Source organism: Franconibacter sp. IITDAS19, assembly GCF_023079515.1.
GTDB classification, from domain to species: Bacteria; Pseudomonadota; Gammaproteobacteria; order Enterobacterales; family Enterobacteriaceae; genus Franconibacter; species Franconibacter pulveris.
Genome location: NZ_JALJCP010000001.1, coordinates 248,895 through 275,550, shown reverse-complemented (window position 1 = coordinate 275,550; position 26,656 = coordinate 248,895). Strand labels below are relative to the sequence as shown.

The window sequence follows — 26,656 nt, the reverse complement described above, 5'->3', positions numbered from 1 at the left end:
CAAACAGCAATCTTTAAAAATGGAAAAGGCCGCGTAAGCGGCCTTTGTCTGTTTGCAACGTATTGCAAAAATGTGCGAAACGTCTCGTTATTGCTGCTGTTCCGTTACCATGTCGCCCATTTTGATTTTGGCTTCTTTACGCAGGTTGCTCATCAGCGCCTCGAAAGCGACCTGGGCATTATTCTGGGTGATCCCCTGCACCATCGCTTTCTTCTGCTCTTCCGGCAGCGTGCCGCTGCGCACTTCGTCCAGCGCCAGCAGAACCACGTTCCCCTGCATATCGTTGCCCATACCGTAGCTGGGTTTGCCCTTAGCTGGCAGCGGCAGGGTGAAGGCGGTTTGGCTCAACGGATCCTGACCGGTGCGGCTCAGCGTTTTCGCTTCGCCAAAGCTCAGGCCAGCGGCTTTCAGCGCCTCGTCGCCTTTGCCGTTTTTGAGCGCGCTCAGCAGTTTCTCAGCGTCAATTTTCGCCTGCTGTTCAGCTTTCTGATGCTTAACCGCGTCCACCACTTCGTTACGCACGTCCGCCAGCGGTTTTGTCGCTTCCGCTTTGTGATCGGTAACGCGCAGCACAAACGCACGGTCGCCTTCAACGGTAATGATGTCAGAGTTGCTACCCGGCGTGCCGTTCTCGCCAATCAGGCTGCCACCGAAAATCGCATCCGCTACCGGTTTGAAGTTCAGCTCCTGCGGCAGATTGTCGTGGCCGAACCAGTCGGTTTGCACGGCCTTAACGCCCGCAGCTTGCTCGGCGCCCACCAGCGATTCGTTGTCATTGCTGGCCGCCTCGCTCACTTTCTGCTGCAGCGCGAAGTAGGCATCCAGCGCTTTTTCCTGCTTCACTTTTGCGGCAATAGCGTCATGCACTTCGGCAAGCGGCTTCACCTGCGCCGGCTGAACGTCATCCAGACGGACTATCAGGAAACCTACCGAAGACTTGATAACGCCTGAGAGCTGGCCTTTCTCTTTCAGACCGGCGTTTTTCAACTCTTCCGGCGTAGTGGCAGGCTCAAGCCAGCCCATGTCGCCGCCGTTACGGGCAGAAATGATGTCGGCTGATTTCTCTTTCGCCAGAGCAGCAAAGTCACCGCCCTGCTTCAGCGTATCCAGCACCGCTTTCGCTTCCGCTTCAGTTTTCGTCTGAATGACGCTGTACCGATTACGCTGCGGCTGGGTAAACTCATCCTGATGCTGATCGTAATAAGTCTGGATTTCCGCATCGCTCGCGGTTTCCGGCATCGCAGCCGCGTCCAGCTTGATATAGCTTACGCGAAACTGTTCCGGCGCCACGAAACGATCTTTATTCTGCTGGTAGTAGTTATTGATTTCGGCATCGGAAACCTGCTGTTTAGCCGCCAGCGCGTTTACGTCAATGGTGGCTTCACGCACCAGACGCTGTTGAGAAACCAGCGCAGCCAGTTCATCCGTTTCGCCGTTCAGCATAAAGTCGGTGCCGACGATAGCGTTAATCAGCTGTTGCGTGGTCAGCTGATTACGCAGCGCCTGCGCGTATTGATCCGCCGTCATTCCCATTTGATTGATGATGGCGTTATAGCGCGTGTTATCAAACTTGCCGTTGCTCTGGAACGCGGGCTGCTTAAAGATAGCTTGTTTTACCTGCTCATCGCTGATGCCAAGGCCCAGCTTTTTGGCGTACTGATCGAGAAGGGTCTCGTCTATCATGCGCTGGAGCACTTGCTGGCGCATGCCTTTCATGTAGCTTTCGTTCGCCGCCAGCGCAGAGAACTGATCGCCAAGCTGCTGCTGCATGCGGTTGCGCTCGCCCATGACCGCGTTTTCAAACTGCGCCCGGTTAATCTCCTGGCCGTTAACTTTTGCGGCATAATTATTGTTACCGCCAATCAGGTAATTACCTACGCCCGTCAGAATGAACGAGACGATAATTAAACCCAATATGATTTTGAGCACGACGTGATTAGCCGCCGCACGTAAATTGTCCATCATGGTGTAACAACACTCCGCTGTAGTGTAACTGGTAAACCCTGCACAGAGACGTATCGCGTCCTTCGGAACACGGCTCTGCCGCTGCGCCCTGAGGCGTATTGTGACAAGAAAACGGGGCGGTTGTCAGCCCACGCGCCTCATAAAAATCCGGGCATATAAAAAAGGCACATCTGACGATGCGCCCTTAGTTTCAAAAACCTTACGGGACTTCCGCAAGCGTTTCTTAATTTACCGCGTCTTTAAGCGCTTTACCGGCACGGAAGCCAGGCACTTTAGCCGCTGCAATGGTGATCTCTTTACCAGTTTGCGGGTTGCGGCCAGTGCGGGCAGCACGCTCACGAACAGCAAAAGTCCCAAATCCAACCAGAGCCACTTCGTCCCCTGCCTGCAGAGATTCAGTAACGGAAACAATCAAAGCATCTAACGCACGTCCAGCCGCGGCTTTGGAAATATCAGCGCTTGCGGCAATTTTGTCTATCAGTTGAGATTTATTCACTCTTCTCTTCCTCTCTTTATTATTTATATCGCACCCGATCCCTTCGTAGCGCGACCGCGCAGCAGTTATAACAGGCATGCATCGCCCTTACAACAGTAGTTATTGATGGCACGCCCGGTCAGCAATCTAAATTAGCTATACAAAAAAAAGCTGGCAAGTGACAAATCACTCGCCAGCCCTGTTTTTATCAGTGCTCTTTGCGTCAGGTCACTATTTCGCAGTGACTACCTGCATACCGAACGGTTCGTTCTGCAGCGCCAGCGTCAGCACCTCTTCAATGCGTTTCACCGGATGGATATCCAGATCGGCAATGACGTTCTCCGGAATTTCTTCCAGATCGCGCTTGTTGTCATACGGGATCAACACGGTTTTAATGCCGCCGCGATGCGCCGCCAGCAGTTTCTCTTTCAGACCGCCAATCGGCAGCACCTGGCCGCGCAGCGTTATCTCGCCGGTCATCGCTACGTCGGCGCGAACCGGGTTGCCAGTCAGGCAAGAAACCAGAGCGGTGCACATCGCAATGCCTGCGCTTGGACCATCTTTCGGCGTCGCCCCTTCCGGCACGTGAACGTGAATGTCGCGTTTCTCGTAGAAATCCCCGTTGATGCCGAGTTTTTCCGCGCGCGCACGTACCACGGTCAGCGCAGCCTGGATAGATTCCTGCATCACTTCACCAAGCGATCCGGTGTAAGTAAGCTTGCCTTTACCCGGTACGCAGGCGGTTTCGATGGTCAGCAAATCGCCGCCCACTTCGGTCCAGGCAAGACCTGTCACCTGCCCTACGCGGTTTTCGTTGTCGGCGCGACCGTAATCGAAGCGCTGAACGCCCAGGTAATCTTTCAGATTGTCGCCCGTAATGGTTATCTGCTTAAGCGCCGGGTCGAGCAGCAGCTGTTTCACCGCTTTACGGCACAGCTTAGAGATTTCACGCTCAAGGCTACGCACGCCCGCTTCGCGGGTGTAATAGCGGATAATGCCGATAATCGCGCTGTCTTCAACGGTCAGTTCGTTCGCTTTCAGGGCGTTACGCTCAACCTGCTTCGGCAGCAGATGGCGCTTCGCGATGTTAAGCTTTTCATCCTCGGTATAGCCGGAGAGACGAATCACTTCCATACGGTCCAGCAGCGGCGCAGGAATATTCATGGAGTTAGAGGTCGCCACAAACATGACGTCGCTGAGATCGTAATCCACTTCGAGATAGTGGTCGTTGAACGCCACGTTCTGTTCTGGATCGAGCACCTCAAGCAGAGCGGAAGCCGGATCGCCGCGCATGTCGGATGACATCTTGTCGATTTCATCCAGCAGGAAGAGCGGGTTTTTCACGCCGACTTTCGCCATTTTCTGAATAAGCTTACCGGGCATAGAGCCGATGTAAGTACGGCGGTGGCCGCGGATTTCCGCTTCATCGCGCACGCCGCCCAGCGCCATACGGACATATTTGCGTCCGGTGGCCTTCGCAATGGATTGCCCCAGAGACGTTTTACCTACCCCCGGCGGTCCCACCAGGCACAGGATGGGCCCTTTAATTTTGTTTACGCGGCTCTGCACAGCGAGATATTCAAGGATGCGGTCTTTCACACGGCCCAGACCGTAGTGGTCAGTATCCAGAATCTCCTGCGCCTGACGCAGATCTTTTTTAACCTTGCTGCGCGCGTTCCACGGAACCTGCACCATCCAGTCGATATAGCCGCGCACCACGGTCGCTTCCGCAGACATCGGCGACATCATCTTCAGCTTCTGCAGTTCCGCTTCGGCTTTTTCCTTCGCCTCTTTCGGCATTTTCGCCGCATCGATTTTGCGCTTCAGCGCTTCGTTTTCATCCGGCGCGTCGTCCATTTCGCCAAGTTCTTTCTGAATGGCTTTCATTTGCTCATTCAGATAGTACTCCCGCTGGCTTTTCTCCATCTGCTTTTTCACGCGGTTGCGGATACGTTTTTCAACCTGCAGCAGATCAATTTCCGATTCCATCATCGCCATCAGATATTCAAGGCGCTCGTTGATATCGGACATTTCAAGCACGGACTGTTTGTCGGCGAGCTTCAGCGGCATATGCGCGGCGATAGTATCGGCCAGGCGCGCCGGGTCGTCGATGCTGTTCAGTGAAGTCAGCACCTCCGGAGGAATCTTTTTGTTAAGTTTGATGTAGCCTTCAAACTGGCTGATCGCAGTGCGAACCAGTACTTCCTGCTCGCGCTCGTCAATAGCCGGCGAGTTCAGGTATTCAGCTTTAGCCGCAAAGTGTTCGCCATTATCCGACAGGGTGGTAATACGCGCGCGCTGCAAACCTTCTACCAGCACTTTTACCGTGCCGTCAGGCAGTTTCAGCATCTGCAGAATCGAAGCCACTGTACCTACAGTGAAAAGATCGTTCACACCCGGCTCATCCGTTGAAGCTTCTTTCTGCGCGACGAGCATGACTTTTTTGTCATTGTCCATGGCCGCTTCAAGACAACGAATGGATTTTTCCCGTCCCACGAATAAAGGAATAACCATGTGCGGATAAACCACCACATCGCGCAACGGCAATACGGGGATTTCAATGCGTTCAGAACGCTCAGGATTCATAGAGCTCTCTCTTAGTTTAGTTTCCGCCAGGTGATGGGTGCACGTGAACCCACTTCACGGCATCACCAACAAGTAAATCAGTATATGGGGATGTTTCCCGGACATTCAATGTCAGGATGGCAGGAAAAATAAATGGGGGATTATTTCCCCCATTTATTGTTTAACGGATTGTATAAAGAGGCTATTTATTCGCCGGAGGCTTGCGCTTCCGGTTTGCCGTAGATCAGCAGCGGCTCAGACTGGCCCGCGATAACCGATTCGTCGATAACCACTTTTTCAACCTCTTCCATGGAAGGGAGATCGTACATGGTATCCAGCAGCGCGCCTTCAACGATAGAGCGCAGGCCACGAGCACCGGTTTTGCGCGACATCGCTTTCTTCGCGATGGCTTCCAGCGCTTCGTCGCGAAACTCCAGTTCAACGCCTTCCAGGTTAAAGAGCGCCTGGTACTGCTTGGTCAGGGCGTTCTTCGGCTCTTTCAGAATCTGGATAAGCGCTTCTTCGCTCAGTTCGTTCAGCGTAGCGACAACCGGCAGACGACCAATGAACTCAGGAATCAGGCCGAATTTAATCAGATCTTCTGGCTCCACCTGCGAAAGCAATTCACCTTCTGTCGCTTTCTGCGATTTGCCTTTCACCGTTGCGCCGAAGCCGATACCAGAGCCGGTTTCGACACGGTTGGCGATGACTTTATCAAGACCTGCAAACGCGCCGCCGCAGATAAAGAGGATTTTGGAGGTATCAACCTGCAAAAACTCCTGCTGCGGGTGCTTACGTCCGCCCTGCGGCGGTACTGCCGCCACGGTGCCTTCAATCAGCTTCAGCAGCGCCTGCTGCACGCCTTCGCCAGAAACATCGCGGGTGATGGACGGGTTATCGGATTTACGGGAGATTTTATCAATCTCATCAATGTAAACGATGCCGCGCTGCGCTTTCTGCACGTCGTAATCGCATTTCTGCAGCAGCTTCTGAATGATGTTCTCAACATCTTCGCCCACATAGCCCGCTTCAGTCAGGGTAGTGGCGTCCGCCATGGTAAACGGCACATCCAGCAGGCGAGCCAACGTCTCGGCAAGCAGGGTTTTACCGCTGCCGGTTGGGCCTATCAGCAGAATGTTGCTTTTACCCAGTTCAACACCATTAGAGCTGTCGCCGTTACGCAGGCGCTTGTAATGGTTATAAACCGCTACCGCCAGGACTTTTTTAGCTTTTTCCTGACCGATGACGTAATCATCAAGATGGCTGCGAATTTCATGCGGCGTAGGCAATGCGCTACGTTCGCGATGCGGAGCCACTTCTTTAATCTCTTCGCGAATAATGTCGTTACATAAATCGACACACTCGTCGCAGATATACACGGACGGTCCGGCAATCAGCTTACGCACTTCATGCTGGCTCTTGCCGCAAAAAGAGCAATACAACAGTTTGCCTGAACCGTCTTTGCGCTTATCTGTCATGAGTCAAAACCTCTTTTCTGTTCTTCGTGCCGCACGCGACCACGCAATGCCCCATACAGGCGCCAGCCGCCAGGGTGACTAAGGCAGCCGCTTACTAACTATAGTATAGCGGCTGCCTTTGGCGGGCATTAGTTACGATGGGTCAAAATGGAGTCAACCAGGCCGTACTCCACCGCTTCGTTGGCGGAGAGGAAGCGGTCGCGCTCTGTGTCTCTTTCGATTTGCTCAAGAGATTGACCCGTATGTTGCGCCATAAGTTCATTCATGCGTGCTTTCACTTTCAGGATTTCGCGGGCGTGGATCTCAATATCCGTCGCCTGACCCTGATAGCCGCCGAGCGGCTGGTGGATCATCACGCGCGAGTTGGGCAGGCAGAAGCGCTTGCCTTTAGCCCCCGCCGTCAGCAGGAAGGCGCCCATAGAAGCCGCCTGGCCCATACAAATGGTGCTGACGTCCGGCTTAATAAATTGCATGGTGTCGTAAATCGACATCCCGGCGGTAATAACCCCGCCCGGCGAGTTGATGTAGAGATAGATGTCTTTTTCCGGGTTTTCCGCTTCCAGAAACAGCATCTGCGCCACAATCAGGTTAGCCATCTGGTCTTCGACCTGGCCTGTCAGAAAAATGACACGTTCCTTAAGCAGACGGGAGTAGATATCGTAAGAACGCTCACCGCGTGAGGTTTGTTCAACCACCATCGGCACCAGCGCCATATGGGGTGCAAATTGATCTCGTTCGCCACTGTATGACATATCCGTCTCCTGGATAAAAATTCTGAGTAACCTGCTGTACTGATCCTACATGAGCCTGCATCAGGATAACGATGCCCTTAGCGGCTCTCAACCTTTACGGACGGATTATCAGTCAGAGTCTTTACACTGCCTAACCCTTTAATGGGGATAAGTTTGGCCTGTTTCAAGCATAACAATCTTTTGCTGTTACGCTAACACCCAAAGGCGCTAATTGGCACCTCTACGCCAGGTTGCAGCATAAAAAAGCCCGTCACCACCGGGTGACGGGCTGATTAAGCGCTTCCTGAGAGAGGAATACGGGCTTATGCCTGCTGGTTCATCAGCTCGTTGAAAGAGGTCGCTTTTTCAGTCACTTTGGCTTTGGACAGCACAGCTTCAACAGCCTGCTCTTCCAGCGCGACATTGCGCATGTTGTCCATCAGCTCTTTGTTTTTGCTGTAGAACTCAACTACTTCGCTCGGATCTTCGTAAGCGGAAGCCATCTCTTCGATCAGAGACTGTACGCGAGCTTCATCAGCTTTCAGCTCGTGGGTGCGGATAACTTCGCCCAGCAGCAGGCCGACAATAACGCGACGTTTAGCTTGCTCTTCGAACAGCTCGCGCGGCAGCTCCAGCGCTTGCTTCTCGTTGCCGCCAAAACGCTGTGCAGCCTGGCGACGCAGCACGTCGATTTCGCCGTCGATCAGCGCAGCCGGTACGTCGATTGCGTTAGCGTTTACCAGACCGTCGATAGCCTGAGACTTGATGCGGTTACGCACAGCGCCTTTCAGCTCGCGCTCCATGTTCTTACGCACTTCAGCGCGCAGACCATCAACGGAGCCATCTTCCACGCCGAAGCGCTTGATGAAATCAGCGGTCAGCTCCGGCAGTTCACGCTCTTCCACTTTCTTCAGGTTGATAGCGAATTTCGCGGCTTTACCTTTCAGGTTTTCAGCGTGGTACTCTTCCGGGAAGGTCACATCGATGGTGAACTCTTCGCCCGCTTTGCGGCCTTTGATGCCTTCCTCGAAGCCCGGGATCATGCGGCCCTGGCCCATCGCCAGCACGAAGTCAGAAGCTTTGCCGCCTTCAAACTCTTCGCCGTCAACAGAACCGGTGAAATCGATAGTCACGCGATCTTCAGCGTCAGCCGCGCCGTCTTTATCTTTCCAGGTCGCCTGCTGCTTACGCAGAGTATCCAGCATGGTGTCCACGTCAGCGTCAGTGACTTCGACCACCGGCTTCTCAACCTCGATGGATTCCAGACCTTTCAGCTCAACTTCCGGATAAACTTCGAACTCAACGGCATAGGTAAAGTCTTCGCCCAGCTTGTATTCGCCCGGAACGTAGTTCGGCGCGCCGGCCGGGTTGATTTTTTCTTTAATGATAGCGTCAACGAAGTGACGGCTCATCAGATCGCCCAGCACATCCTGGCGAACAGAGGCGCCATAACGCTGAGCAACGACGTTCATCGGTACCTTGCCCTTGCGGAAGCCGTCGATACGAACTTTTTTCGCCACGTTGACCAGCTCGCTTTTTACAGCGTTTTCGATGCTGTCAGCAGGGATAGTAATCGTTACACGGCGCCCAAGGCCCTGAGTGGTTTCAACTGAAACTTGCATCTTGTTACCTCAAAAAATCACAGTGCTCGGTCAACTCTGGAAGCCCTTATGATGGTCATCGCTTCGCAGAACCGGGATCTTTTCTGAATCAGAATCACAATCCCTGTCGCCAGAATCATCCCGAAGACATTCCGAAAAATAAGACGCGCATTATAGCGGCATCCCTGGGGGTAGTCGAGAAAAGCAAATGTACCGCTTTGCGGCTTTTTTCACACTTCCCGGCTCTTTTTTGCCTGAACCGCCGTTAATTCGTGCAAAATTCAGACAAAACAAAACGGCCCGTAGGCCGTTTTACACGTTTAGCTCTGGCGCAACATACTGGAAAAAGCCTCGTCGTTGCAAATTCCTCTGCTCAGGCGATGCTGCCCGCGCCGCGACAAGGGGGCGAGGCGAAAACCGTATCCTGCAACCCTTCCCATTCCTTTATAGTGTAGGTATGCAGCGCAAGCGCGTGTACAGTGCCGGCCAGCTCTTCGCTTAAGGTGCCGTAAATAAGGCGATGGCGGTTTAAAAAACGTTCGCCCGTAAAGCGATCGCTCACTAACACCACTTTAAAGTGGCTTTCTGAACCAGCAGGAACGTTGTGACGATAGCTTTCATCTACGACTTCCAGAAACACGGGATCAAACGCTGCCCTTAATTTTGATTCTATTTGCTCGCGTACCATCATAACGATCTCCTCGACAACGCTGTGATGCCTGCCATGTCTATAAATGTTAGCCGCATTTACCGTTTACATAACCGACAGGCAACAAAATTTTAGCTTTTCATTCCATTATTTCGATGAATGCCTCACGAGGTAAAGCTAAACGGAAGGAGCAAAGGCTTTTTCTTACCAAAAAACAGCTTACTTGCTCAGAAAAAGGCCAACGCGATGAATTTACATCCATTCCCTCTTCCCCTTGCGAATGGCGATGTTATGATGGCGAGAATTTTATTCTTGACAGCCCAAGGTACTCCGAGAGCCACAATATGTTAAAAAAACTCTTTTTCCCGCTGGTTGCCCTTTTTATGCTGGCTGGTTGCGCTACACCGCCTACGACTATTGACGTTTCACCGAAGATTACGCTGCCGCAGCAGGATCCGAGCCTGATGGGCGTAACCATCAGCATCAACGGCGCCGATCAGCGTCCCGATCAGGCGCTGGCCAAAGTAACCCGTGACAATCAGCTCGTCACGCTGACCGCCTCCCGCGACCTGCGCTTCCTGCTGCAGGAAGTGCTGGAGAAACAGATGAGTTCTCGCGGTTATATGATTGGGCCGAACGGCGCTGTAGATTTGCAGATAATCGTTAATCAGCTGTATGCCGATGTTTCCCAGGGCAACGTACGCTACAACATCGCTACCAAAGCGGATATCTCTATCATCGCCACTGCGAAGACCGGTAACAAGATGACCAAAAACTACCGCGCAAGCTACTCCGTTGAAGGCGCGCTTCAGGCGTCCAATAAGAATATCGCTGAAGCGGTCAACTCTGTCCTGACTGACACCATCGCCGATATGGCGCAGGACACCAGCGTTCACGAGTTCATCAAGCAGAACGCCCGTTAATCTCACCTTCACTGGCCCGGCATGCCGGGCCAGCTTTTTATTATGCCCATGTCCAGTCACGCGCTTCGTATCTTTCAGCAGCCTAAATCCGCCATCCTCCTGATGCTGGGCTTCGCCTCCGGTTTGCCGCTTGCGCTGACCTCCGGCACCCTTCAGGCATGGATGACTGTCGAGAATATCGATCTGAAGACTATCGGCTTTTTCTCGCTGGTAGGGCAGGCCTATGTCTTTAAATTCCTCTGGTCGCCGCTGATGGACCGCTATACGCCGCCGTTGTTTGGCCGTCGTCGCGGTTGGTTGTTGTTGACGCAAGTTCTCTTACTGATTGCTATCGCGGCCATGGGTTTCCTCGAACCGGCCACTCACCTGCGCTGGATGGCGGCGCTGGCTGTCATTATCGCCTTCTGCTCCGCTTCGCAGGATATTGTATTCGATGCCTGGAAAACGGACGTTTTGCCTGCGCAAGAGCGCGGCGCGGGCGCGGCTATCAGCGTACTCGGCTACCGCCTCGCCATGCTGGTTTCCGGCGGGCTGGCGTTATGGCTTGCCGACCGCTGGCTTGGCTGGCAAGCGACTTACTGGCTGATGGCCGCTCTGCTTATTCCCTGCATTATCGCCACGCTATTTGCACCAGAGCCGCACGACGCTATTCCCGTACCGCGCAGCCTTGAACAGGCGGTGGCGGAGCCGCTGCGTGATTTTTTCGGCCGAAATAACGCCTGGTTAATCCTGCTGTTGATCGTGCTTTACAAGCTCGGCGACGCCTTTGCCATGAGCCTCACCACCACATTTTTGATTCGCGGCGTGGGGTTTGATGCAGGCGAAGTGGGCGTCGTGAATAAAACGCTGGGGCTGTTTGCGACCATTGTCGGCGCGCTCTATGGCGGCATATTAATGCAACGACTGTCGCTGTTTCGCGCACTGCTGATTTTCGGCGTGCTGCAGGGAGCGTCTAATGCTGGTTACTGGCTGCTTTCCATAACGGATAAACATATGGTGAGCATGGCGGCGGCGGTATTTTTTGAAAACCTCTGTGGCGGCATGGGCACCGCCGCTTTCGTCGCCCTGCTGATGACGCTGTGCAACAAATCTTTCTCCGCCACGCAATTCGCCCTGCTTTCCGCGCTTTCAGCCGTAGGCCGGGTCTATGTCGGGCCGATTGCAGGCTGGTTTGTGGAAAGCCACGGCTGGCCGAGCTTTTACCTCTTTTCCGTCTTCGCCGCCGTGCCGGGCATTGTGCTGCTGCTGATTTGTCGCGATACGCTGGAATATACCCAGCGAACCGAAGGCTTCCTGCAACGCCGCGCTTTCCCGCAGGCTTATCGCTTCTCGCTCTGGTTGCTTGGCGCAGGCGCTTTGCTGCTGGGCATAGGGTTATCAGGTCTTATCGCTGATGCACTGGATGTCATCGTTTTCGTCCATAGCGCCATTTTGCTGGAAGGCGGCGCGCTGCTGGCAGTGGCAGGCGTCGTGCTGGGCGCAACGCTTGACTATCTGGCGCTGCGTAAACAGACCTGACGGCATTTTTACTCCTTAATGGGTAGCCATAATAAAAAGTTATTTGCCGTGGCAATCACGAAGGGGAATTATAGCGGTGAAATAAGCAACAATTTATTTACCAACATTTTTGTTTTTTTGTGCGACTAAAAACGATGAAAATTAATCAATCGAAAAATATGAATAAATTGCCTTTATCGATTCAGCTCAGGTAATATTAATTTTAAGTTCTTTAATTGTCCTTTTATTGATAATTAATTGTTAATTATTTGTGTGTTTAAATTCCTGTTTATGCCCTTGCCCCGCGCGTTCCTCCTTTGAAAGCCTCTTTCGTTATAAGCCTTCTCAGCAGCCCATTCCTTGTATAAATTTGAAATGCGCTGAAACAGCTGTGACCTATGCGGCAGAAGCCACTAACACGGGCCTGACAGTACTTCAACCATGTTTACAGTAATGTAACCTTCCCGTAAAATGCCGCCACACTTTAAGCGACAATAGAGCCCCCTGAATTGAGGTCGTTAAATGAGACTCAGGAAATACAATAAAAGTTTGGGATTGTTGTCATTATTCGCAGGCACTGTATTACTCAGTGGTTGCGATTCTGCACTTCTCAATCCAAAAGGACAGGTTGGACTGGAGCAACGTTCGCTGATACTGACAGCCCTCGGGCTGATGTTGATTGTCGTTATTCCGGCCATCGTAATGGCGATTGGCTTTGCCTGGAAATATCGGGCAACCAATAAGGACGCTAAATACAGCCCCAACTGGTCGCACTCGAACAAAGTTGAAGCTGTAGTCTGGACCATTCCTATCCTTATCATCATCTTCCTTGCGGTACTGACGTGGAAAACTACACATTCACTCGAACCCAGCCGTCCGCTGGCAAGCGATGTGAAGCCGGTTACCATCGAAGTAGTCGCACTGGACTGGAAATGGTTCTTCATTTATCCGGAGCAGGGTATCGCTACGGTGAATGAGATTGCCTTCCCGGCAAACACCCCGGTGGAATTCAAAATCACCTCTAACTCGGTGATGAACTCCTTCTTTATTCCGCGCCTTGGTAGCCAGATCTATGCGATGGCGGGCATGCAGACTCAGCTGCACCTGATCGCCAACGAAGCCGGCACCTATAACGGCATCTCCGCTAACTACAGCGGTCGCGGCTTCTCCGGCATGAAGTTTAAGGCCATCGCCACGCCGGATACCGAAACCTTCAACCAGTGGGTAGCGAAAGCGAAGCAGTCTCCGAACGCCATCAATGACATGGCGACCTACGAGAAACTGGCGGCGCCGAGCGAATACAACAAGGTTGAATACTTCTCCAGCGTCAAACCGGGTTTGTTTAAGGATGTTATTAACAAATTCATGGGACACGGGAAGAGCATGGACATGACCCAGCCGGAAGGGGAACACGCATCCCATGAAGGTATGGAAGGCATGGACATGAGCAAAGCGGAAACCTCTCATTAAGGGGCCGAGGAATATTACGATGTTCGGAAAACTTACACTGGATGCAATCCCGTACCATGAGCCGATTATCATGGTTACGGTGGCTGCGATTCTCGTCGGGGGACTGGCGTTAGTTGCAGGCCTCACTTACTTCGGTAAGTGGTCTTATTTGTGGAATGAGTGGCTCACCTCCGTGGACCACAAGCGCCTCGGGATTATGTATATTCTCGTGGCAATCGTTATGCTGGTGCGCGGCTTCGCCGACGCCATCATGATGCGTACCCAGCAGCTGCTGGTTTCCGCCGGCGAGCAAGGCTTCTTGCCACCGCACCACTACGACCAGATCTTTACCGCCCACGGCGTTATTATGATCTTCTTCGTAGCGATGCCGTTCGTTATCGGTCTGATGAACCTCGTGGTGCCGCTGCAAATCGGCGCTCGCGACGTGGCCTTCCCGTTCCTGAACAACCTGAGCTTCTGGTTCACCGTTGTTGGGGTTATCCTGGTGAACGTATCGCTGGGTGTGGGCGAGTTCGCGCAGACCGGTTGGGTTGCTTATCCGCCGCTGTCGGGCATTGAGTACAGTCCGGGCGTGGGCGTTGACTACTGGATCTGGAGCCTCCAGCTCTCCGGTATCGGTACAACGCTGACCGGTATTAACTTCTTCGTTACTATCCTGCGCATGCGTGCGCCGGGCATGACGATGTTCAAAATGCCGGTATTTACCTGGGCGGCGCTCTGCACCAACGTGCTGATTATCGTCTCCTTCCCGATCCTGACCGTGACTATCGCGTTGCTGACCCTGGACCGCTATCTGGGCACCCATTTCTTCACCAATGATATGGGCGGCAACATGATGATGTACGTGAACCTGATCTGGGCCTGGGGCCATCCGGAAGTGTACATCCTGGTTCTGCCGGTATTCGGTGTCTTCTCTGAAGTTACCGCGACCTTCTCCAAAAAGCGTCTGTTTGGTTATACCTCACTCGTTTGGGCGACCATCGCGATTACCGTGCTGTCGTTCATCGTGTGGCTGCACCACTTCTTCACCATGGGCAGCGGTGCGAACGTTAACGCCTTCTTTGGTATCACCACGATGATTATCGCCATCCCGACCGGGGTGAAGATCTTCAACTGGTTGTTTACCATGTACCAGGGTCGTATTCAGTTCCACTCCGCCATGCTGTGGACCATCGGCTTCATCATCACCTTCTCCATCGGTGGTATGACCGGCGTACTGCTTGCAGTACCAGGCGCAGACTTCGTTCTGCACAACAGTCTGTTCCTGATTGCCCACTTCCATAACGTGATTATCGGTGGTGTGGTATTTGGTTGCTTCGCCGGTATGACTTACTGGTGGCCGAAAGCCTTTGGTTACACCATGAACGAAACTTGGGGCAAACGCGCCTTCTGGTTCTGGATCATCGGCTTCTTCGTGACCTTTATGCCGCTGTACGCTATGGGCTTCATGGGTATGACCCGTCGCGTGAGCCAGGACATCGATCCGATGTTCGAACCGCTGATGATTGTGGCTGAAATTGGTGCGCTGCTGATTGCCTGCGGTATCTTCAGCATCATCATGCAGATCTACACCTCTGTTCGCGATCGTGACCAGAACCGTGATCTGACCGGTGACCCGTGGGGCGCGCGTACGCTGGAGTGGGCAACCTCTTCTCCGCCGCCGTTCTACAACTTTGCCGTAGTGCCGGAAATCCAGGAGCGCGACGCGTTCTGGGAAATGAAGAACAAAGGCGAAGCGTATAAGCAACCGACGCATTATGAAGAAATTCATATGCCGAAAAACAGCGGCGCAGGCGTGATTATCGGCTTGTTCAGCACCATCTTCGGTTTCGCCATGATCTGGCATATCTGGTGGCTGGCGGCGCTGGGCTTCGTAGGTATCCTGGTTACATGGATTGCGAAAAGCTTCGATGAAGACGTGGATTACTACGTACCGGTCGCTACCGTTGAGAAACTGGAAAACCAGCATTTCGATGAAATTAGCAAAGCAGGGCTGAAAAATGTCAACTGATTCACTTGCACACTCTGGAGCCCATGCGCACGACGTAGGGCACCACGATGCGGGAGCCAATAAGGTCTTTGGCTTCTGGATCTACCTGATGAGCGACTGCATTCTGTTTGCAACGCTGTTCGCTACCTATGCCGTTCTTGTGAACGGCACGGCGGGGGGCCCGACCGGGAAAGATATTTTCGAGCTGCCGTTTGTGCTGGTTGAAACTTTCCTGCTGCTGTTCTCCTCCATTACGTACGGCATGGCGGTTATCGCCATGAACAAAGACAACCGTAGCCAGGTTATGGCCTGGCTCGGTCTGACGTTCCTGTTTGGCGCAGGCTTCGTCGCTATGGAAATTTATGAGTTCCATCATCTGATCGCCGAAGGCTTCGGCCCTGACCGCAGCGGCTTCCTGTCCGGGTTCTTTACCCTGGTAGGCACCCACGGCGTTCACGTAACCTCCGGTCTTATCTGGATGGCGGTGATGATGTTCCAGATTTCCCGTCGCGGCCTGAACAGCATGAACCGCACCCGTCTGATGTGCCTGAGCCTGTTCTGGCACTTCCTGGACGTCGTGTGGATTTGCGTATTCTCTGTTGTCTATCTGATGGGGGCGATGTAATGAGTCATTCTACCGATCACGCAGGCGCCCATCACGGCAGCGTAAAAACCTATCTGACCGGCTTTATCCTCTCCATCATCCTGACGGTCATCCCGTTCTGGATGGTGATGAATGGCTCTGCGTCTCACACGGCTATTCTGGGTACCGTCCTGGTCACGGCAGTGGTTCAGATTCTGGTTCACCTGGTGTGCTTCCTGCACATGAACACCTCCTCTGAGGAGCGCTGGAACCTGGTGGCCTTTGTCTTTACCGTGCTGATTATCGCCATCCTGGTAGTAGGCTCAATCTGGATTATGTGGAGCCTCAACTACAACATGATGGTTCACTAAGAGCGGCGAGTATGTTTAAGCAATACCTGCAAGTAACGAAACCAGGCATCATTTTCGGCAACCTGATCTCCGTGATCGGGGGGTTCCTGCTGGCCTCCAAGGGCAGCATCGATTATCCCCTTTTCCTCTTCACGCTGGTTGGGGTGTCGCTGGTAGTGGCGTCGGGTTGTGTGTTCAACAACTACATCGATCGCGATATCGATCGCAAGATGGAAAGGACCAAGAATCGGGTGCTGGTGAAAGGCCTGATCTCTCCGCAGGTCTCGCTGGTGTACGCCGCGTTGCTGGGTATTGCTGGCTTTATGCTGCTGTGGTTTGGCGCCAATCCCCTGGCCTGCTGGCTGGGGGTGATGGGGTTCGTGGTCTATGTGGGCGTTTATAGCCTGTATATGAAACGCCACTCCGTCTATGGCACGCTGATTGGTTCGCTCTCCGGCGCTGCGCCGCCGGTGATTGGCTATTGCGCCGTGACAAATGAGTTTGACAGCGGCGCGCTCATCCTGCTGGCTATCTTCAGCCTGTGGCAGATGCCTCACTCTTACGCCATCGCGATTTTCCGCTTTAAGGATTATCAGGCGGCGAATATTCCGGTTCTGCCGGTGGTGAAAGGCATCTCTGTCGCCAAGAACCATATCACGCTTTACATCATCGCTTTTGCTGTCGCTACGCTGATGCTGTCGCTTGGCGGTTACGCCGGCTACAAATATCTGGTGGTTGCGGCGGCGGTGAGCGTGTGGTGGCTCGGTATGGCCCTGCGCGGCTATAAAACCGAAAACGACAAGGTGTGGGCGCGCAAGCTGTTCGTCTTCTCCATTGTCGCCATCACTTCGCTTAGCGTGATGATGTCGGTCGATTTTATGGTGCCTGACTCACATAATCTTCTGACTTACGTCTGGTAAGACGCCAGTCTGCTAAAAGGGTGCTTCGGCACCCTTTTTTATTAGCAGCATCAATAGATAACCTCTGAAATATTTCCTAAATAAGCGATTATTTACCCTCCCCCGCCGTGGCACTACACTAGGGCCTGCTTTTTATCTGAGGTGGTAATGAACGATAACAAAATGACGCCCGTCGAGCTGCGAGCGACGTGGGGTTTAGGGACGGTGTTCTCGCTGCGCATGCTCGGCATGTTTATGGTGCTGCCGGTTCTTACTACTTACGGAATGGCGTTACAGGGCGCGAGCGAAGCGCTGATTGGCTTCGCGATTGGCATCTACGGCCTGGCGCAGGCCATCTTCCAGATCCCTTTCGGCCTGCTTTCCGACCGTATCGGCCGCAAGCCGCTGATTGTGGGCGGTCTGGCGATTTTTGTGGCCGGCAGCGTGCTGGCCGCGCTTTCTGATTCTATCTGGGGCGTTATCCTCGGGCGCGCGCTCCAGGGCTCCGGCGCGATAGCCGCCGCCGTCATGGCCCTGCTTTCCGATCTCACCCGCGAGCAAAACCGCACCAAAGCGATGGCATTTATCGGCGTGAGCTTCGGCGTTACCTTCGCTATCGCCATGGTGTTAGGGCCGATTATCACTCATGCGCTGGGGTTGCAGGCGCTCTTCTGGATGATAGCTCTGCTGGCGAGCTGCGGCATCGCCCTTACTCTGTGGGTTGTGCCAAACAGCACCACGCACGTGCTGAACCGCGACTCCGCGATGGTCAAAGGCTGCTTTACTAAAGTGCTGGCGAATCCGCAGTTGCTGAAGCTGAACTTCGGCATTATGTGTCTGCATATTCTGCTGATGTCGACATTCGTCGCCCTGCCCGGCCAGCTTGAAGCCGCCGGTTTCGCCGCCGCTCAGCACTGGAAAATCTATCTTTGCACCATGCTGATTTCCTTTGTCTCCGTCGTGCCTTTCATTATTTACGCCGAAGTGAAACGCCGCATGAAGCGCGTATTTCTGTTCTGCATAGCGGTTCTGCTGATTGCCGAAATCGTGCTCTGGGGTTCAGGACCGCACTTCTGGGAGCTGGTGGCGGGCGTTCAGCTTTTCTTTCTCGCCTTCAACCTGATGGAAGCGCTGCTGCCTTCGCTTATCAGCAAAGAAGCCCCGGCGGGCTATAAGGGCACCGCTATGGGCATCTATTCCACCAGCCAGTTCCTCGGCGTGGCCATTGGCGGCTCGCTGGGCGGTTGGATTGACGGTCTTTTTGATTCCCAGACCGTGTTTCTGATTGGCGCGTTGCTGGCGACATTCTGGCTGCTGGTGAGCTCTACCATGAAAGAGCCGCCCTATGTCAGCAGCCTGCGCATTGCCTTGCCTGAAGGAATTGAAATCGACAGCGCGTTGCAGCGGCGCCTGCTGGAGAAGGAAGGGGTGAGCGAGGCGGTGATTGTGCCGCAGGAGCGCACCGCTTACGTGAAAATTGACAGTAAAGTCACCAACCGGTTTGAAATCGAACAGGTTGTCAAAGGAGCATAAAAAAGGGCGGAATTTCCGCCCTTTCCTTTTGCTTAATCGCGGAAGTTTTTGAACTGGAACGGCTGCCCCAGGTTTCCGCCGCGCACCAGCGCCATGGCTGACTGAAGGTCGTCGCGGGATTTCCCCGTTACGCGAATTTCTTCGCCCTGAATCTGGGTTTGCACCTTCAGTTTGCTGTCTTTAATTAGCTTAACGATTTTCTTCGCTACGCTGGCTTCGATGCCCTGCTTGAGCTTCGCTTCCACGCTCCAGGTTTTACCGCTGTGCACGAACTCTTCCGGTACGTCCAGCGAACTGTTTTCAATGCCGCGTTTAAGCAGCTTCGCACGCAGAATATCCAGCAGCTGATTTACCTGGAAATCGGACTCGCTCGTGACTTTTATCGTCTTACTGGCGTCATTGAGCTCAAAGCTTGCGGTCACGTTACGAAAATCGAAGCGCGTATCCAGTTCACGGGTCGCATTTTCCACCGCGTTACGCACTTCCTGCAGATCAACTTCCGACACAATATCAAAAGATGGCATGTTTTCTTCTCCCTCTCTTTTTGTTGCGATGCATAATACCCGCAAAGTTGCATAAAACAACCCGTAATCGGGCCGCCAGACGCAGCCTGGTCGACAACGCTATAATAGACGCAATATAAAACGCCTGGCGCCGTTGCAGGTGGGGAGGAGCAATGAAAATTACCGTACTGGGGTGCGGTGCGCTGGGGCAACTGTGGCTTTCCGCGCTAATAAAGCAAGGCCACGACGTACAGGGATGGCTGCGGGTACCGCAGCCTTTTTGTCAGGTAAACCTGCGTGAAACCGACAACACGGTGTTCAACGCCTCGCTCATGGCCAATAACCCGGATTTCCTGGCGCAGAGCGATCTGCTGGTGGTGACGCTGAAAGCCTGGCAAGTCTCCGGCGCGGTGAAAGCGCTGGCTGAACGTCTGCCGGCCAGCAGCCCTGTGCTGCTCATCCATAACGGCATGGGCACGATAGAGGAGTTGAAAAACCTGGCGCAGCCGCTGCTGATGGGGGTAACCACCCACGCTGCGCGCCGTGAAGGCAACCTCATCATTCATGTTGCGAACGGCATTACCCATATCGGCCCGGCCTCCTCCTGCCGTCAGGATTACAGCCAGCTTGCGGCGGAACTCCACCACGCCCTGCCTGACGTGGCCTGGCATAACGACATCAGCGCCGCCTGCTGGAAGAAGCTCGCGGTAAATTGCGTGATCAACCCGCTGACCGCGCTCTACGACTGCCCGAACGGCGAACTGCGTCATCGGCACGACGAGATCCGGGAAATTTGCGAAGAGGTCGCGCAGGTTATGGTGAGTGAAGGTCTTCACACTTCGGCCGAAAGCCTGTTCCTCTATGTGGATCAGGTCATGGAGAGCACCGCGCAGAACATCTCATCCATGCTGCAGGACGTACGCCAACAGCGGCATACCGAAATCGACTATATCACCGGCTATGTGTTGCGCCGCGCCAGGGCGCACGGGCTAACGCTGCCTGCCAACACCCGCCTGTATGAACACATCAAGCGTAAGGAGAACCATTATGAGCGCATCGGCACTGATCTGCCTCGCACCTGGCACTGAAGAGACCGAAGCGGTCACCACCATCGACCTGCTGGTGCGGGGCGGCATTCGCGTTACGACCGCCAGCGTGGCGAGCGATGGCGATCGGGTCATTACCTGTTCACGCGGCGTGAAGCTGCTGGCGGATGCGCCGCTGGTGGAAGTCGCAGATGGCGATTATGACGTTATTGTTCTGCCGGGTGGGCTGAAAGGGGCGGAATGTTTTCGCGACAGTCCGCTGTTGGTGGAAACCGTACGCCAGTTCCATCTTTCAGGTCGCCTCGTCGCCGCCATTTGCGCGGCGGCCGGCACGGTGCTGGTTGCGCATGATCTCTTTCCCATCGGCAACATGACCGGTTTCCCGGGGCTTAAAGACCGCATTCCACAAGAGAAGTGGATGGATAAACGCGTGGTATGGGACCCGCGCGTCAAGCTACTGACCAGCCAGGGCCCCGGCACGGCGATGGATTTCGCGCTGAAGATTATCGATCTGCTGGCGGGTCGCGAGAAAGCGCGGGAAGTGGCGGCGCAACTGGTGCTGCCGCCCGGCATTTACAACTATCACGACTAATAAAAAAGCCTCCGCAAGGGAGGCTTTTTGTTTACAGACAATCCATAACACGTTAAGGGCGATACACTTTCACGTTTTTAAAGCCCTGTTCGTGCAGATAGAGCGCCTGCAGGCGGCTCATCACGCCACGCTCGCACCACAGCAAGTACGTTTTGCTCTGGTCGAGGTCGCCGAATTTAGTGCTGAGCTTATAGAACGGCAGGCAAACGACCTCTACCCCTTCGACTTGCAACGGCTTGTCGTCCTGTTCGTCGACAGAGCGGATATCCAGAATCGCGTCGTCAGGGCCAAAACCGTTTACGGTTTCCACCTCTACCACGTCCTGTTCGGTCTGCTCGGCGATTTCACGAATATCGACGTTAGTCGCGTTTTCCACAACGCTATCGAGGATAGAGAAATCGAAGTTTGCCTCTTCCGCTTCAATCTTCGCTTTTACCGCTTTCACGGTCGGGCTTTTTGAAATCACGCCGCAATATTCCGGCATGGTGCGGGCAAAATCTTCGGTGCCGATTTTTCTTGCAATATCAATAATATGCTCTTTGTCGTGCGAAATAAGCGGACGCAAAATCAGCGTATCGGAGACATTATCGATAAGGCGCAGGTTGGTCAGCGTCTGGCTGGAAACCTGCCCCAGCGCTTCACCGGTCACCAGCGCCTGCACGCCGTAGCGTTCGGCGACTTTCGACGCGGCGCGGACCATCATGCGCTTGAGCACCACGCCCATCTGGCCGTCGTCCACTTTCTCGAGAATTTCGCCGACCACTGGCTCGAAGTTAATGGCGACAAAGCGAACGCGATGCGAGCTGCCGAAGCGGTTCCACAGATAATGCGCGACCTGACGCACGCCGATTTCGTGCGCCGCGCCGCCCAGATTAAAGAAGCAATAATGCACACGGCAGCCGCGGCGCATCAGCATATAGCTGGAGACGCTGGAGTCGAAGCCGCCGGAGATAAGCGACATCACATCTTCCTGCGTGCCGATCGGGAAACCGCCAATCCCTTCGTAACGCCCTTTTACCAGCAGCAGACGATCGTCTTCGATTTCAAGATGCACGGTGACGTCCGGGTGCGTCAGCTTCACTTTCGCCGATTCAATATGCTGATTGAGACCGCCGCCGACGTAGCGTTCTACTTCAATAGAGCTAAACTCATGCTTGCCGCGACGCTTTACGCGTACGCAGAAGGTTTTGTTCTGGAGCTTTTCGCGCCAGTCGGCGAGCGTTTTTTCGAAAATATCGTGCAGGTCGGTAAAGGGAACATCCTCTACCTCCAGAATATGGTGAATGCCCGGAATACGGGTCAGGGCGTCGCGCACGGCGGGACGCTGGTTTTCATCTTTAGCGCGAACTTCGATGTGGTCCCAGTGACGGACGACAGCGATCTCCTCGCTGTAAGGCTTCAGAACGTTACGAATGTTCCCGGTCAGGATTTTAATAAAGCGCAAACGCACAGATTGGCTTTTAATGGTGATTTCCGGGAACAATTTAATGATAAACTTCATGGCGGCTATGATTCGTTGGCAAGCCCTTTGGGCTTAGAAAGTAGTACCGCAAGGCAACCATCGCGCTTGCATCGTGAGCGCGCAAGTATATCACCATCGTGATGCGACTGCGCACATAACCAACCCACAAGGCGTTATTTGCTAATCAATTCGTCTCCGCTACCATGCAGTGTTGCGAAGATGATAATTAACCCAAGAGTCAGACATTCACTATGCCGAAGAAAAACGAACGCCCGGCCAGCTTTGAAACGGCGCTGGCGGAGCTTGAGCAGATTGTCAGCCGTCTGGAAAGTGGCGATCTGCCGCTGGAAGAGGCGTTAAACGAGTTTGAACGCGGCGTGCAGCTGGCGCGCCAGGGGCAGGTGAAGCTGCAACAGGCCGAACAGCGGGTACAGATCCTGCTCTCTGACAGCGAAGAGGCGCCGCTGACGCCTTTCACTCCGGACGCTGAGTAATTCAATGGATTTTAATCAACAGCTCAAGCGGCAGGCTGAACGGGCCAACGCCGCGCTACAACACTTTCTTGAACCCCTGCCGTTTCAGAACAGTCCACTGGTTGAAGCGATGCACTACGGCGCACTATTAGGCGGTAAGCGCCTGCGCCCGTTCCTGGTTTACGCCACTGGCGAGATGTTTAACGTATCGCCTCAGGCGCTGGACGCGCCCGCCGCCGCCGTTGAGTGCATTCACGCCTATTCGCTGATGCACGACGATCTTCCTGCAATGGACGATGACGACCTGCGCCGCGGTCAGCCGACCTGCCATATTAAATTTGGCGAAGCAAACGCAATTCTCGCCGGTGACGCGCTGCAAACGCTCGCTTTCTCTATACTTACGGATGCGCCGATGCCCGACGTGGCGCTGCGCGACCGACTGGCGATGGTCTCTGAACTGGCCCGCGCAAGCGGCGTCGCAGGCATGTGCGGCGGCCAGGCGCTGGATCTGGATGCGGAAGGCAAGCAGGTATCGCTGGAAGCGCTTGAGCGCATTCATCGCCACAAAACCGGGGCGCTGATCCTGGCGGCGGCGCGCATGGGCGCGCTTTGTGCAGGCGACGCCGGACGTGAAGCGCTGCCTTATCTTGACCGCTACGCGCAGAGCATCGGTCTGGCGTTCCAGGTACAGGATGACATTCTGGATGTGGTGGGGGATACTGCGACCCTTGGTAAACGCCAGGGCGCCGATCAGCAACTTGGCAAAAGCACCTACCCCGCCCTGCTGGGTCTTGAGCAAGCCCAGGCCAAAGCGCGCGATCTCTGCAATGAAGCCCTCGCGGCCCTGCAACCTCTGGCCGCACAGTCGCTGAATACCGCGACACTGGAAGCGTTAGCGAATTATATAATTCAACGTGATAAATAACGTATAAACACCACAACGAGTCTCTGATGAGTTTTGATACAGCCAAATACCCGACCCTGGCACTGGTGAACGCCACGCAGGAGTTGCGCCTGTTGCCTAAAGAGAGCCTGCCGAAGCTGTGCGACGAGCTGCGTCGCTACTTGCTCGACAGCGTGAGCCGCTCCAGCGGCCATTTCGCCTCCGGGCTTGGCGCAGTGGAACTGACCGTGGCGCTGCATTATGTTTACAACACGCCATTCGACCAGCTTATCTGGGATGTCGGCCATCAGGCTTACCCGCACAAAATTCTCACCGGGCGTCGCGATCGCATCGGCACCATCCGTCAGAAAGGCGGCCTGCACCCCTTCCCATGGCGCGGCGAGAGCGAGTATGACGTATTAAGCGTCGGCCACTCTTCTACCTCCATTAGCGCAGGCATTGGCGTGGCAATCGCCGCGGAGAAAGAAGGTAAAGATCGCCGTACCGTCTGCGTGATTGGCGATGGCGCCATTACGGCGGGCATGGCGTTTGAAGCGATGAACCACGCGGGCGATATTCGCCCTAACATGCTGGTTATCCTCAACGATAACGAAATGTCGATTTCAGAAAACGTCGGCGCGCTGAATAACCATCTGGCGCAGCTGCTTTCCGGCAAACTCTACTCCACGCTGCGCGAAGGCGGAAAAAAGGTCTTCTCCGGCGTGCCGCCGATCAAAGAGCTGCTTAAGCGCACCGAAGAGCATATTAAAGGCATGGTGGTTCCCGGCACGCTGTTTGAAGAGCTGGGCTTTAACTATATCGGCCCGGTGGATGGCCATGACGTGCTGGGGCTGGTGCATACCCTCAAGAACATGCGCGACCTGAAAGGCCCGCAGTTCCTGCATATCATGACTAAAAAGGGCCGTGGCTATGAGCCTGCGGAGAAAGATCCCATCACGTTTCACGCCGTGCCGAAGTTCGACCCGAAAAGCGGCACGCTGCCGAAAAGCAGCGGCGGTCAGCCGAGCTACTCGAAAATTTTTGGCGACTGGCTTTGCGAAACAGCGGCGAAAGACGACAAGCTGCTGGCCATTACGCCTGCGATGCGCGAAGGCTCCGGCATGGTGGAGTTTTCCCGTCAGTACCCGAGCCAGTATTTCGACGTGGCGATTGCCGAACAGCATGCGGTAACGCTGGCGGCGGGCTTCGCCATCGGCGGTTACAAGCCGGTTGTCGCCATCTACTCGACCTTTTTGCAGCGCGCCTATGACCAGGTTATCCACGATGTCGCTATCCAGAAGCTGCCGGTGCTGTTCGCTATCGATCGCGCCGGTATTGTCGGCGCCGACGGACAAACTCACCAGGGCGCGTTCGATCTCTCGTTCCTGCGCTGCGTGCCGGATATGGTCATCATGACCCCGAGCGATGAAAACGAATGCCGACAGATGCTTTTCACCGGCTACCACTATAACGACGGCCCCAGCGCGGTGCGTTACCCACGCGGCAACGCCCTCGGCGTAGCGCTTGAGCCGCTGCAAAAGCTGCCGATTGGCAAAGGGGTTATCAAGCGTCAGGGCGAGAAAGTCGCCATCCTCAACTTCGGCACCCTGCTGCCGGAAGCGGCAAAAGTGGCCGAGGCGCTCAACGCTACGCTTGTGGATATGCGCTTTGTGAAGCCACTGGATGAAGCGTTAATTCTGGAACTGGCTTCTCGCCATGCGTCGCTGGTCACCGTGGAAGAAAACGCCATCATGGGCGGTGCGGGCAGCGGCGTAAACGAAGTGTTGATGGCCCACCGCAAACCGGTGCCGGTACTCAATATCGGCCTGCCGGACTGGTTCATCCCGCAAGGCACTCAGGATGAGGCTCGTCAGGAGATAGGCCTTGATGCCGCCGGTATGGAAGCGAAAATCCGCGCCTGGCTCGCCTGAGCCCTTCCGCCCTCCCCTTTCCGCTCCTGCTATGCTTAAAGGTAACCTTTGTTACCCTATGGCAGGAGTGGAACCATGCAATACAACATGTTAGGAATAACGGATCTCAGGGTTTCCCGGCTGTGCCTTGGCTGTATGACCTTTGGCGAACCCGATCGCGGCAAGCACGCCTGGACGCTTCCCGAAGAGAGCAGCCGCCTTATCATCAAGCATGCCATTAACAGCGGCATCAACTTTTTCGACACCGCAAACAGCTATTCCGACGGCAGTAGCGAAGAGATCCTCGGTCGTGCGCTAAAAGATTTCGCCCGCCGCGATGACGTGGTCGTCGCCACCAAGGTTTACCACCAGGTGGGGGACTTACAGGAAGGGCTTTCCCGCGCGCAGATCCTGCGCTCCATTGATGACAGCCTCACGCGGCTCGGCATGGATTATGTTGATCTCTTTCAGATTCACCGCTGGGACTACAACACGCCGATTGAGGAGACGCTGGAAGCACTTAACGATGTGGTAAAAGCGGGCAAAGCGCGCTATATCGGCGCCTCTTCCATGCACCCTGAGCAGTTTGAGCAGGCGCTGAAGCTTCAGCAAAGCAACGGCTGGGCGCGCTTCGTCACTATGCAAAACCATTACAACCTGATTTACCGTGAGGAAGAGCTGGAGATGCTGCCGCTCTGCCTGCGAGAAAATGTGGCGGTCATTCCCTGGAGCCCGCTGGCCCGCGGCCGTCTGACTCGCCCCTGGGGCGAAGCCACGGCTCGCTCGGTATCGGACGAATTTGGCAAAACGCTCTATAACGAAAATGACCAGACCGACGCGCAGATTGCCGAGCGTCTGGGACGCATCGCAGAAGATAAAGGGCTGACCCGCGCGCAAGTGGCGATTGCCTGGGTGCTCAGCAAGCCTGGCATTGCCGCGCCGATTATTGGCGCGTCGCGTGAAGAACAGCTTGAAGAATTAGCGCAGGCGGTGGATGTGACGCTTACCGATAGCGAAATCGCCGAGCTGGAAATGCCTTACCAGCGCCACGCCGTGGTGGGTTTCCGCTAAAAAAGCC

23 protein-coding genes are annotated in these 26,656 nt (G+C 54.6%); 14 read left to right on the top strand and 9 right to left on the bottom strand.

Annotation, left to right across the window (positions count from 1 at the left end):
* Positions 1-87 precede the first annotated feature (87 nt).
* The 7 genes from ppiD to bolA all read right to left on the bottom strand — a co-directional run bounded on the left by ppiD (position 88) and on the right by bolA (position 9,506).
* On the bottom strand, positions 88-1,965 hold the full coding sequence (ppiD, locus tag MT962_RS01435; RefSeq protein WP_247364242.1) for a peptidylprolyl isomerase: 1,878 nt from the start codon (positions 1,963-1,965) through the stop codon (positions 88-90).
* Between the two features lie 223 nt (positions 1,966-2,188).
* Positions 2,189-2,461, bottom strand: coding sequence for a nucleoid-associated protein HU-beta (gene hupB / locus MT962_RS01430; RefSeq protein WP_024554059.1), 273 nt, complete (start codon positions 2,459-2,461; stop codon positions 2,189-2,191).
* Between the two features lie 210 nt (positions 2,462-2,671).
* Positions 2,672-5,026 carry an endopeptidase La gene (gene lon / locus MT962_RS01425; protein ID WP_024557438.1) on the bottom strand — a complete coding sequence of 785 codons (2,355 nt, stop codon included), beginning with the start codon at positions 5,024-5,026 and terminating at the stop codon, positions 2,672-2,674.
* Between the two features lie 185 nt (positions 5,027-5,211).
* Positions 5,212-6,483, bottom strand: a complete 1,272-nt coding sequence (gene clpX / locus MT962_RS01420) for an ATP-dependent protease ATP-binding subunit ClpX (RefSeq protein WP_024557439.1) — start codon at positions 6,481-6,483, stop codon at positions 5,212-5,214.
* 128 nt (positions 6,484-6,611) lie between these two features.
* A complete protein-coding gene (gene clpP / locus MT962_RS01415; protein WP_024554056.1) occupies positions 6,612-7,235 on the bottom strand; it encodes an ATP-dependent Clp endopeptidase proteolytic subunit ClpP in 624 nt (207 codons plus the stop codon).
* 302 nt (positions 7,236-7,537) lie between these two features.
* Entirely contained in the window at positions 7,538-8,836 is a 1,299-nt protein-coding gene (gene tig, locus MT962_RS01410) for a trigger factor (protein WP_024557440.1), read from the bottom strand.
* A gap of 352 nt (positions 8,837-9,188) precedes the next feature.
* Entirely contained in the window at positions 9,189-9,506 is a 318-nt protein-coding gene (gene bolA, locus MT962_RS01405) for a transcriptional regulator BolA (protein ID WP_024557441.1), read from the bottom strand.
* A gap of 302 nt (positions 9,507-9,808) precedes the next feature.
* Here bolA and MT962_RS01400 point away from each other — a divergent pair, with 302 nt between their 5' ends.
* The 8 genes from MT962_RS01400 (at position 9,809) to MT962_RS01365 (ending at position 18,709) form a co-directional block, all read left to right on the top strand.
* Complete coding sequence (locus tag MT962_RS01400; protein WP_024557442.1) at positions 9,809-10,387, top strand: lipoprotein; 579 nt, start codon at positions 9,809-9,811, stop codon at positions 10,385-10,387.
* Positions 10,388-10,435: 48 nt separating this feature from the next.
* Positions 10,436-11,905: a muropeptide MFS transporter AmpG gene (ampG, locus tag MT962_RS01395; protein WP_024559806.1), complete on the top strand. Its 1,470-nt coding sequence runs from the start codon at positions 10,436-10,438 to the stop codon at positions 11,903-11,905.
* A gap of 501 nt (positions 11,906-12,406) precedes the next feature.
* The gene (cyoA, locus tag MT962_RS01390; RefSeq protein WP_034882051.1) at positions 12,407-13,354 is read left to right on the top strand and encodes a cytochrome o ubiquinol oxidase subunit II; all 948 of its coding nucleotides are present in this window, start codon (positions 12,407-12,409) and stop codon (positions 13,352-13,354) included.
* 19 nt (positions 13,355-13,373) lie between these two features.
* The gene (gene cyoB / locus MT962_RS01385) at positions 13,374-15,365 is read left to right on the top strand and encodes a cytochrome o ubiquinol oxidase subunit I (RefSeq protein ID WP_024557445.1); all 1,992 of its coding nucleotides are present in this window, start codon (positions 13,374-13,376) and stop codon (positions 15,363-15,365) included.
* Positions 15,355-15,969 (top strand): cytochrome o ubiquinol oxidase subunit III, encoded by a 615-nt coding sequence (locus MT962_RS01380; RefSeq protein WP_024557446.1) that lies wholly within the window; start codon positions 15,355-15,357, stop codon positions 15,967-15,969. Before cyoB ends, MT962_RS01380 begins: the two co-directional genes overlap by 11 nt.
* On the top strand, positions 15,969-16,298 hold the full coding sequence (locus tag MT962_RS01375) for a cytochrome o ubiquinol oxidase subunit IV (RefSeq protein WP_024557447.1): 330 nt from the start codon (positions 15,969-15,971) through the stop codon (positions 16,296-16,298). Before MT962_RS01380 ends, MT962_RS01375 begins: the two co-directional genes overlap by 1 nt.
* An 11-nt stretch (positions 16,299-16,309) precedes the next feature.
* On the top strand, positions 16,310-17,197 hold the full coding sequence (gene cyoE / locus MT962_RS01370; RefSeq protein ID WP_024552981.1) for a heme o synthase: 888 nt from the start codon (positions 16,310-16,312) through the stop codon (positions 17,195-17,197).
* A 147-nt stretch (positions 17,198-17,344) separates the two neighbouring features.
* The gene (locus tag MT962_RS01365) at positions 17,345-18,709 is read left to right on the top strand and encodes an MFS transporter (protein ID WP_024557448.1); all 1,365 of its coding nucleotides are present in this window, start codon (positions 17,345-17,347) and stop codon (positions 18,707-18,709) included.
* 32 nt (positions 18,710-18,741) lie between these two features.
* Here MT962_RS01365 and MT962_RS01360 read toward each other — a convergent pair whose 3' ends face one another.
* The gene (locus MT962_RS01360; RefSeq protein ID WP_024557449.1) at positions 18,742-19,233 is read right to left on the bottom strand and encodes a YajQ family cyclic di-GMP-binding protein; all 492 of its coding nucleotides are present in this window, start codon (positions 19,231-19,233) and stop codon (positions 18,742-18,744) included.
* Between the two features lie 152 nt (positions 19,234-19,385).
* Here MT962_RS01360 and panE point away from each other — a divergent pair, with 152 nt between their 5' ends.
* Together panE and yajL are read left to right on the top strand one after the other, a co-directional pair.
* Positions 19,386-20,300, top strand: a complete 915-nt coding sequence (gene panE / locus MT962_RS01355; protein ID WP_247364238.1) for a 2-dehydropantoate 2-reductase — start codon at positions 19,386-19,388, stop codon at positions 20,298-20,300.
* Complete coding sequence (yajL, locus tag MT962_RS01350; RefSeq protein ID WP_048887252.1) at positions 20,260-20,850, top strand: protein deglycase YajL; 591 nt, start codon at positions 20,260-20,262, stop codon at positions 20,848-20,850. Before panE ends, yajL begins: the two co-directional genes overlap by 41 nt.
* Positions 20,851-20,902: 52 nt before the next feature.
* On the opposite strand, the gene thiI is transcribed toward yajL, so the two are convergent.
* Positions 20,903-22,351: a tRNA uracil 4-sulfurtransferase ThiI gene (gene thiI / locus MT962_RS01345; protein ID WP_024557452.1), complete on the bottom strand. Its 1,449-nt coding sequence runs from the start codon at positions 22,349-22,351 to the stop codon at positions 20,903-20,905.
* Between the two features lie 212 nt (positions 22,352-22,563).
* Here thiI and xseB point away from each other — a divergent pair, with 212 nt between their 5' ends.
* The 4 genes from xseB to MT962_RS01325 all read left to right on the top strand — a co-directional run bounded on the left by xseB (position 22,564) and on the right by MT962_RS01325 (position 26,649).
* Positions 22,564-22,806 (top strand): exodeoxyribonuclease VII small subunit, encoded by a 243-nt coding sequence (gene xseB, locus MT962_RS01340; RefSeq protein WP_024552987.1) that lies wholly within the window; start codon positions 22,564-22,566, stop codon positions 22,804-22,806.
* Between the two features lie 4 nt (positions 22,807-22,810).
* Entirely contained in the window at positions 22,811-23,710 is a 900-nt protein-coding gene (gene ispA, locus MT962_RS01335) for a (2E,6E)-farnesyl diphosphate synthase (protein ID WP_024557453.1), read from the top strand.
* A 26-nt stretch (positions 23,711-23,736) separates the two neighbouring features.
* Positions 23,737-25,599 (top strand): 1-deoxy-D-xylulose-5-phosphate synthase, encoded by a 1,863-nt coding sequence (gene dxs, locus MT962_RS01330; RefSeq protein WP_024559802.1) that lies wholly within the window; start codon positions 23,737-23,739, stop codon positions 25,597-25,599.
* Between the two features lie 75 nt (positions 25,600-25,674).
* Positions 25,675-26,649 (top strand): aldo/keto reductase, encoded by a 975-nt coding sequence (locus MT962_RS01325; protein ID WP_024559801.1) that lies wholly within the window; start codon positions 25,675-25,677, stop codon positions 26,647-26,649.
* Positions 26,650-26,656: the final 7 nt, after the last annotated feature.

What these genes read in the sequence shown, in the direction of transcription:
- tig (WP_024557440.1), bottom strand. Translation starts at nt 8,836, where the DNA reads ATGCAAGTTTCAGTTGAAACCACTCAGGGCCTTGGGCGCCGTGTAACG.
- cyoB (WP_024557445.1), top strand. Translation starts at nt 13,374, where the DNA reads ATGTTCGGAAAACTTACACTGGATGCAATCCCGTACCATGAGCCGATT.
- xseB (WP_024552987.1), top strand. Translation starts at nt 22,564, where the DNA reads ATGCCGAAGAAAAACGAACGCCCGGCCAGCTTTGAAACGGCGCTGGCG.
- MT962_RS01380 (WP_024557446.1), top strand. Translation starts at nt 15,355, where the DNA reads ATGTCAACTGATTCACTTGCACACTCTGGAGCCCATGCGCACGACGTA.
- bolA (WP_024557441.1), bottom strand. Translation starts at nt 9,506, where the DNA reads ATGATGGTACGCGAGCAAATAGAATCAAAATTAAGGGCAGCGTTTGAT.
- panE (WP_247364238.1), top strand. Translation starts at nt 19,386, where the DNA reads ATGAAAATTACCGTACTGGGGTGCGGTGCGCTGGGGCAACTGTGGCTT.
- MT962_RS01360 (WP_024557449.1), bottom strand. Translation starts at nt 19,233, where the DNA reads ATGCCATCTTTTGATATTGTGTCGGAAGTTGATCTGCAGGAAGTGCGT.
- clpX (WP_024557439.1), bottom strand. Translation starts at nt 6,483, where the DNA reads ATGACAGATAAGCGCAAAGACGGTTCAGGCAAACTGTTGTATTGCTCT.
- clpP (WP_024554056.1), bottom strand. Translation starts at nt 7,235, where the DNA reads ATGTCATACAGTGGCGAACGAGATCAATTTGCACCCCATATGGCGCTG.
- thiI (WP_024557452.1), bottom strand. Translation starts at nt 22,351, where the DNA reads ATGAAGTTTATCATTAAATTGTTCCCGGAAATCACCATTAAAAGCCAA.
- ampG (WP_024559806.1), top strand. Translation starts at nt 10,436, where the DNA reads ATGTCCAGTCACGCGCTTCGTATCTTTCAGCAGCCTAAATCCGCCATC.
- cyoE (WP_024552981.1), top strand. Translation starts at nt 16,310, where the DNA reads ATGTTTAAGCAATACCTGCAAGTAACGAAACCAGGCATCATTTTCGGC.
- MT962_RS01365 (WP_024557448.1), top strand. Translation starts at nt 17,345, where the DNA reads ATGAACGATAACAAAATGACGCCCGTCGAGCTGCGAGCGACGTGGGGT.
- cyoA (WP_034882051.1), top strand. Translation starts at nt 12,407, where the DNA reads ATGAGACTCAGGAAATACAATAAAAGTTTGGGATTGTTGTCATTATTC.
- ispA (WP_024557453.1), top strand. Translation starts at nt 22,811, where the DNA reads ATGGATTTTAATCAACAGCTCAAGCGGCAGGCTGAACGGGCCAACGCC.
- dxs (WP_024559802.1), top strand. Translation starts at nt 23,737, where the DNA reads ATGAGTTTTGATACAGCCAAATACCCGACCCTGGCACTGGTGAACGCC.
- yajL (WP_048887252.1), top strand. Translation starts at nt 20,260, where the DNA reads ATGAGCGCATCGGCACTGATCTGCCTCGCACCTGGCACTGAAGAGACC.
- MT962_RS01325 (WP_024559801.1), top strand. Translation starts at nt 25,675, where the DNA reads ATGCAATACAACATGTTAGGAATAACGGATCTCAGGGTTTCCCGGCTG.
- ppiD (WP_247364242.1), bottom strand. Translation starts at nt 1,965, where the DNA reads ATGATGGACAATTTACGTGCGGCGGCTAATCACGTCGTGCTCAAAATC.
- lon (WP_024557438.1), bottom strand. Translation starts at nt 5,026, where the DNA reads ATGAATCCTGAGCGTTCTGAACGCATTGAAATCCCCGTATTGCCGTTG.
- MT962_RS01375 (WP_024557447.1), top strand. Translation starts at nt 15,969, where the DNA reads ATGAGTCATTCTACCGATCACGCAGGCGCCCATCACGGCAGCGTAAAA.
- MT962_RS01400 (WP_024557442.1), top strand. Translation starts at nt 9,809, where the DNA reads ATGTTAAAAAAACTCTTTTTCCCGCTGGTTGCCCTTTTTATGCTGGCT.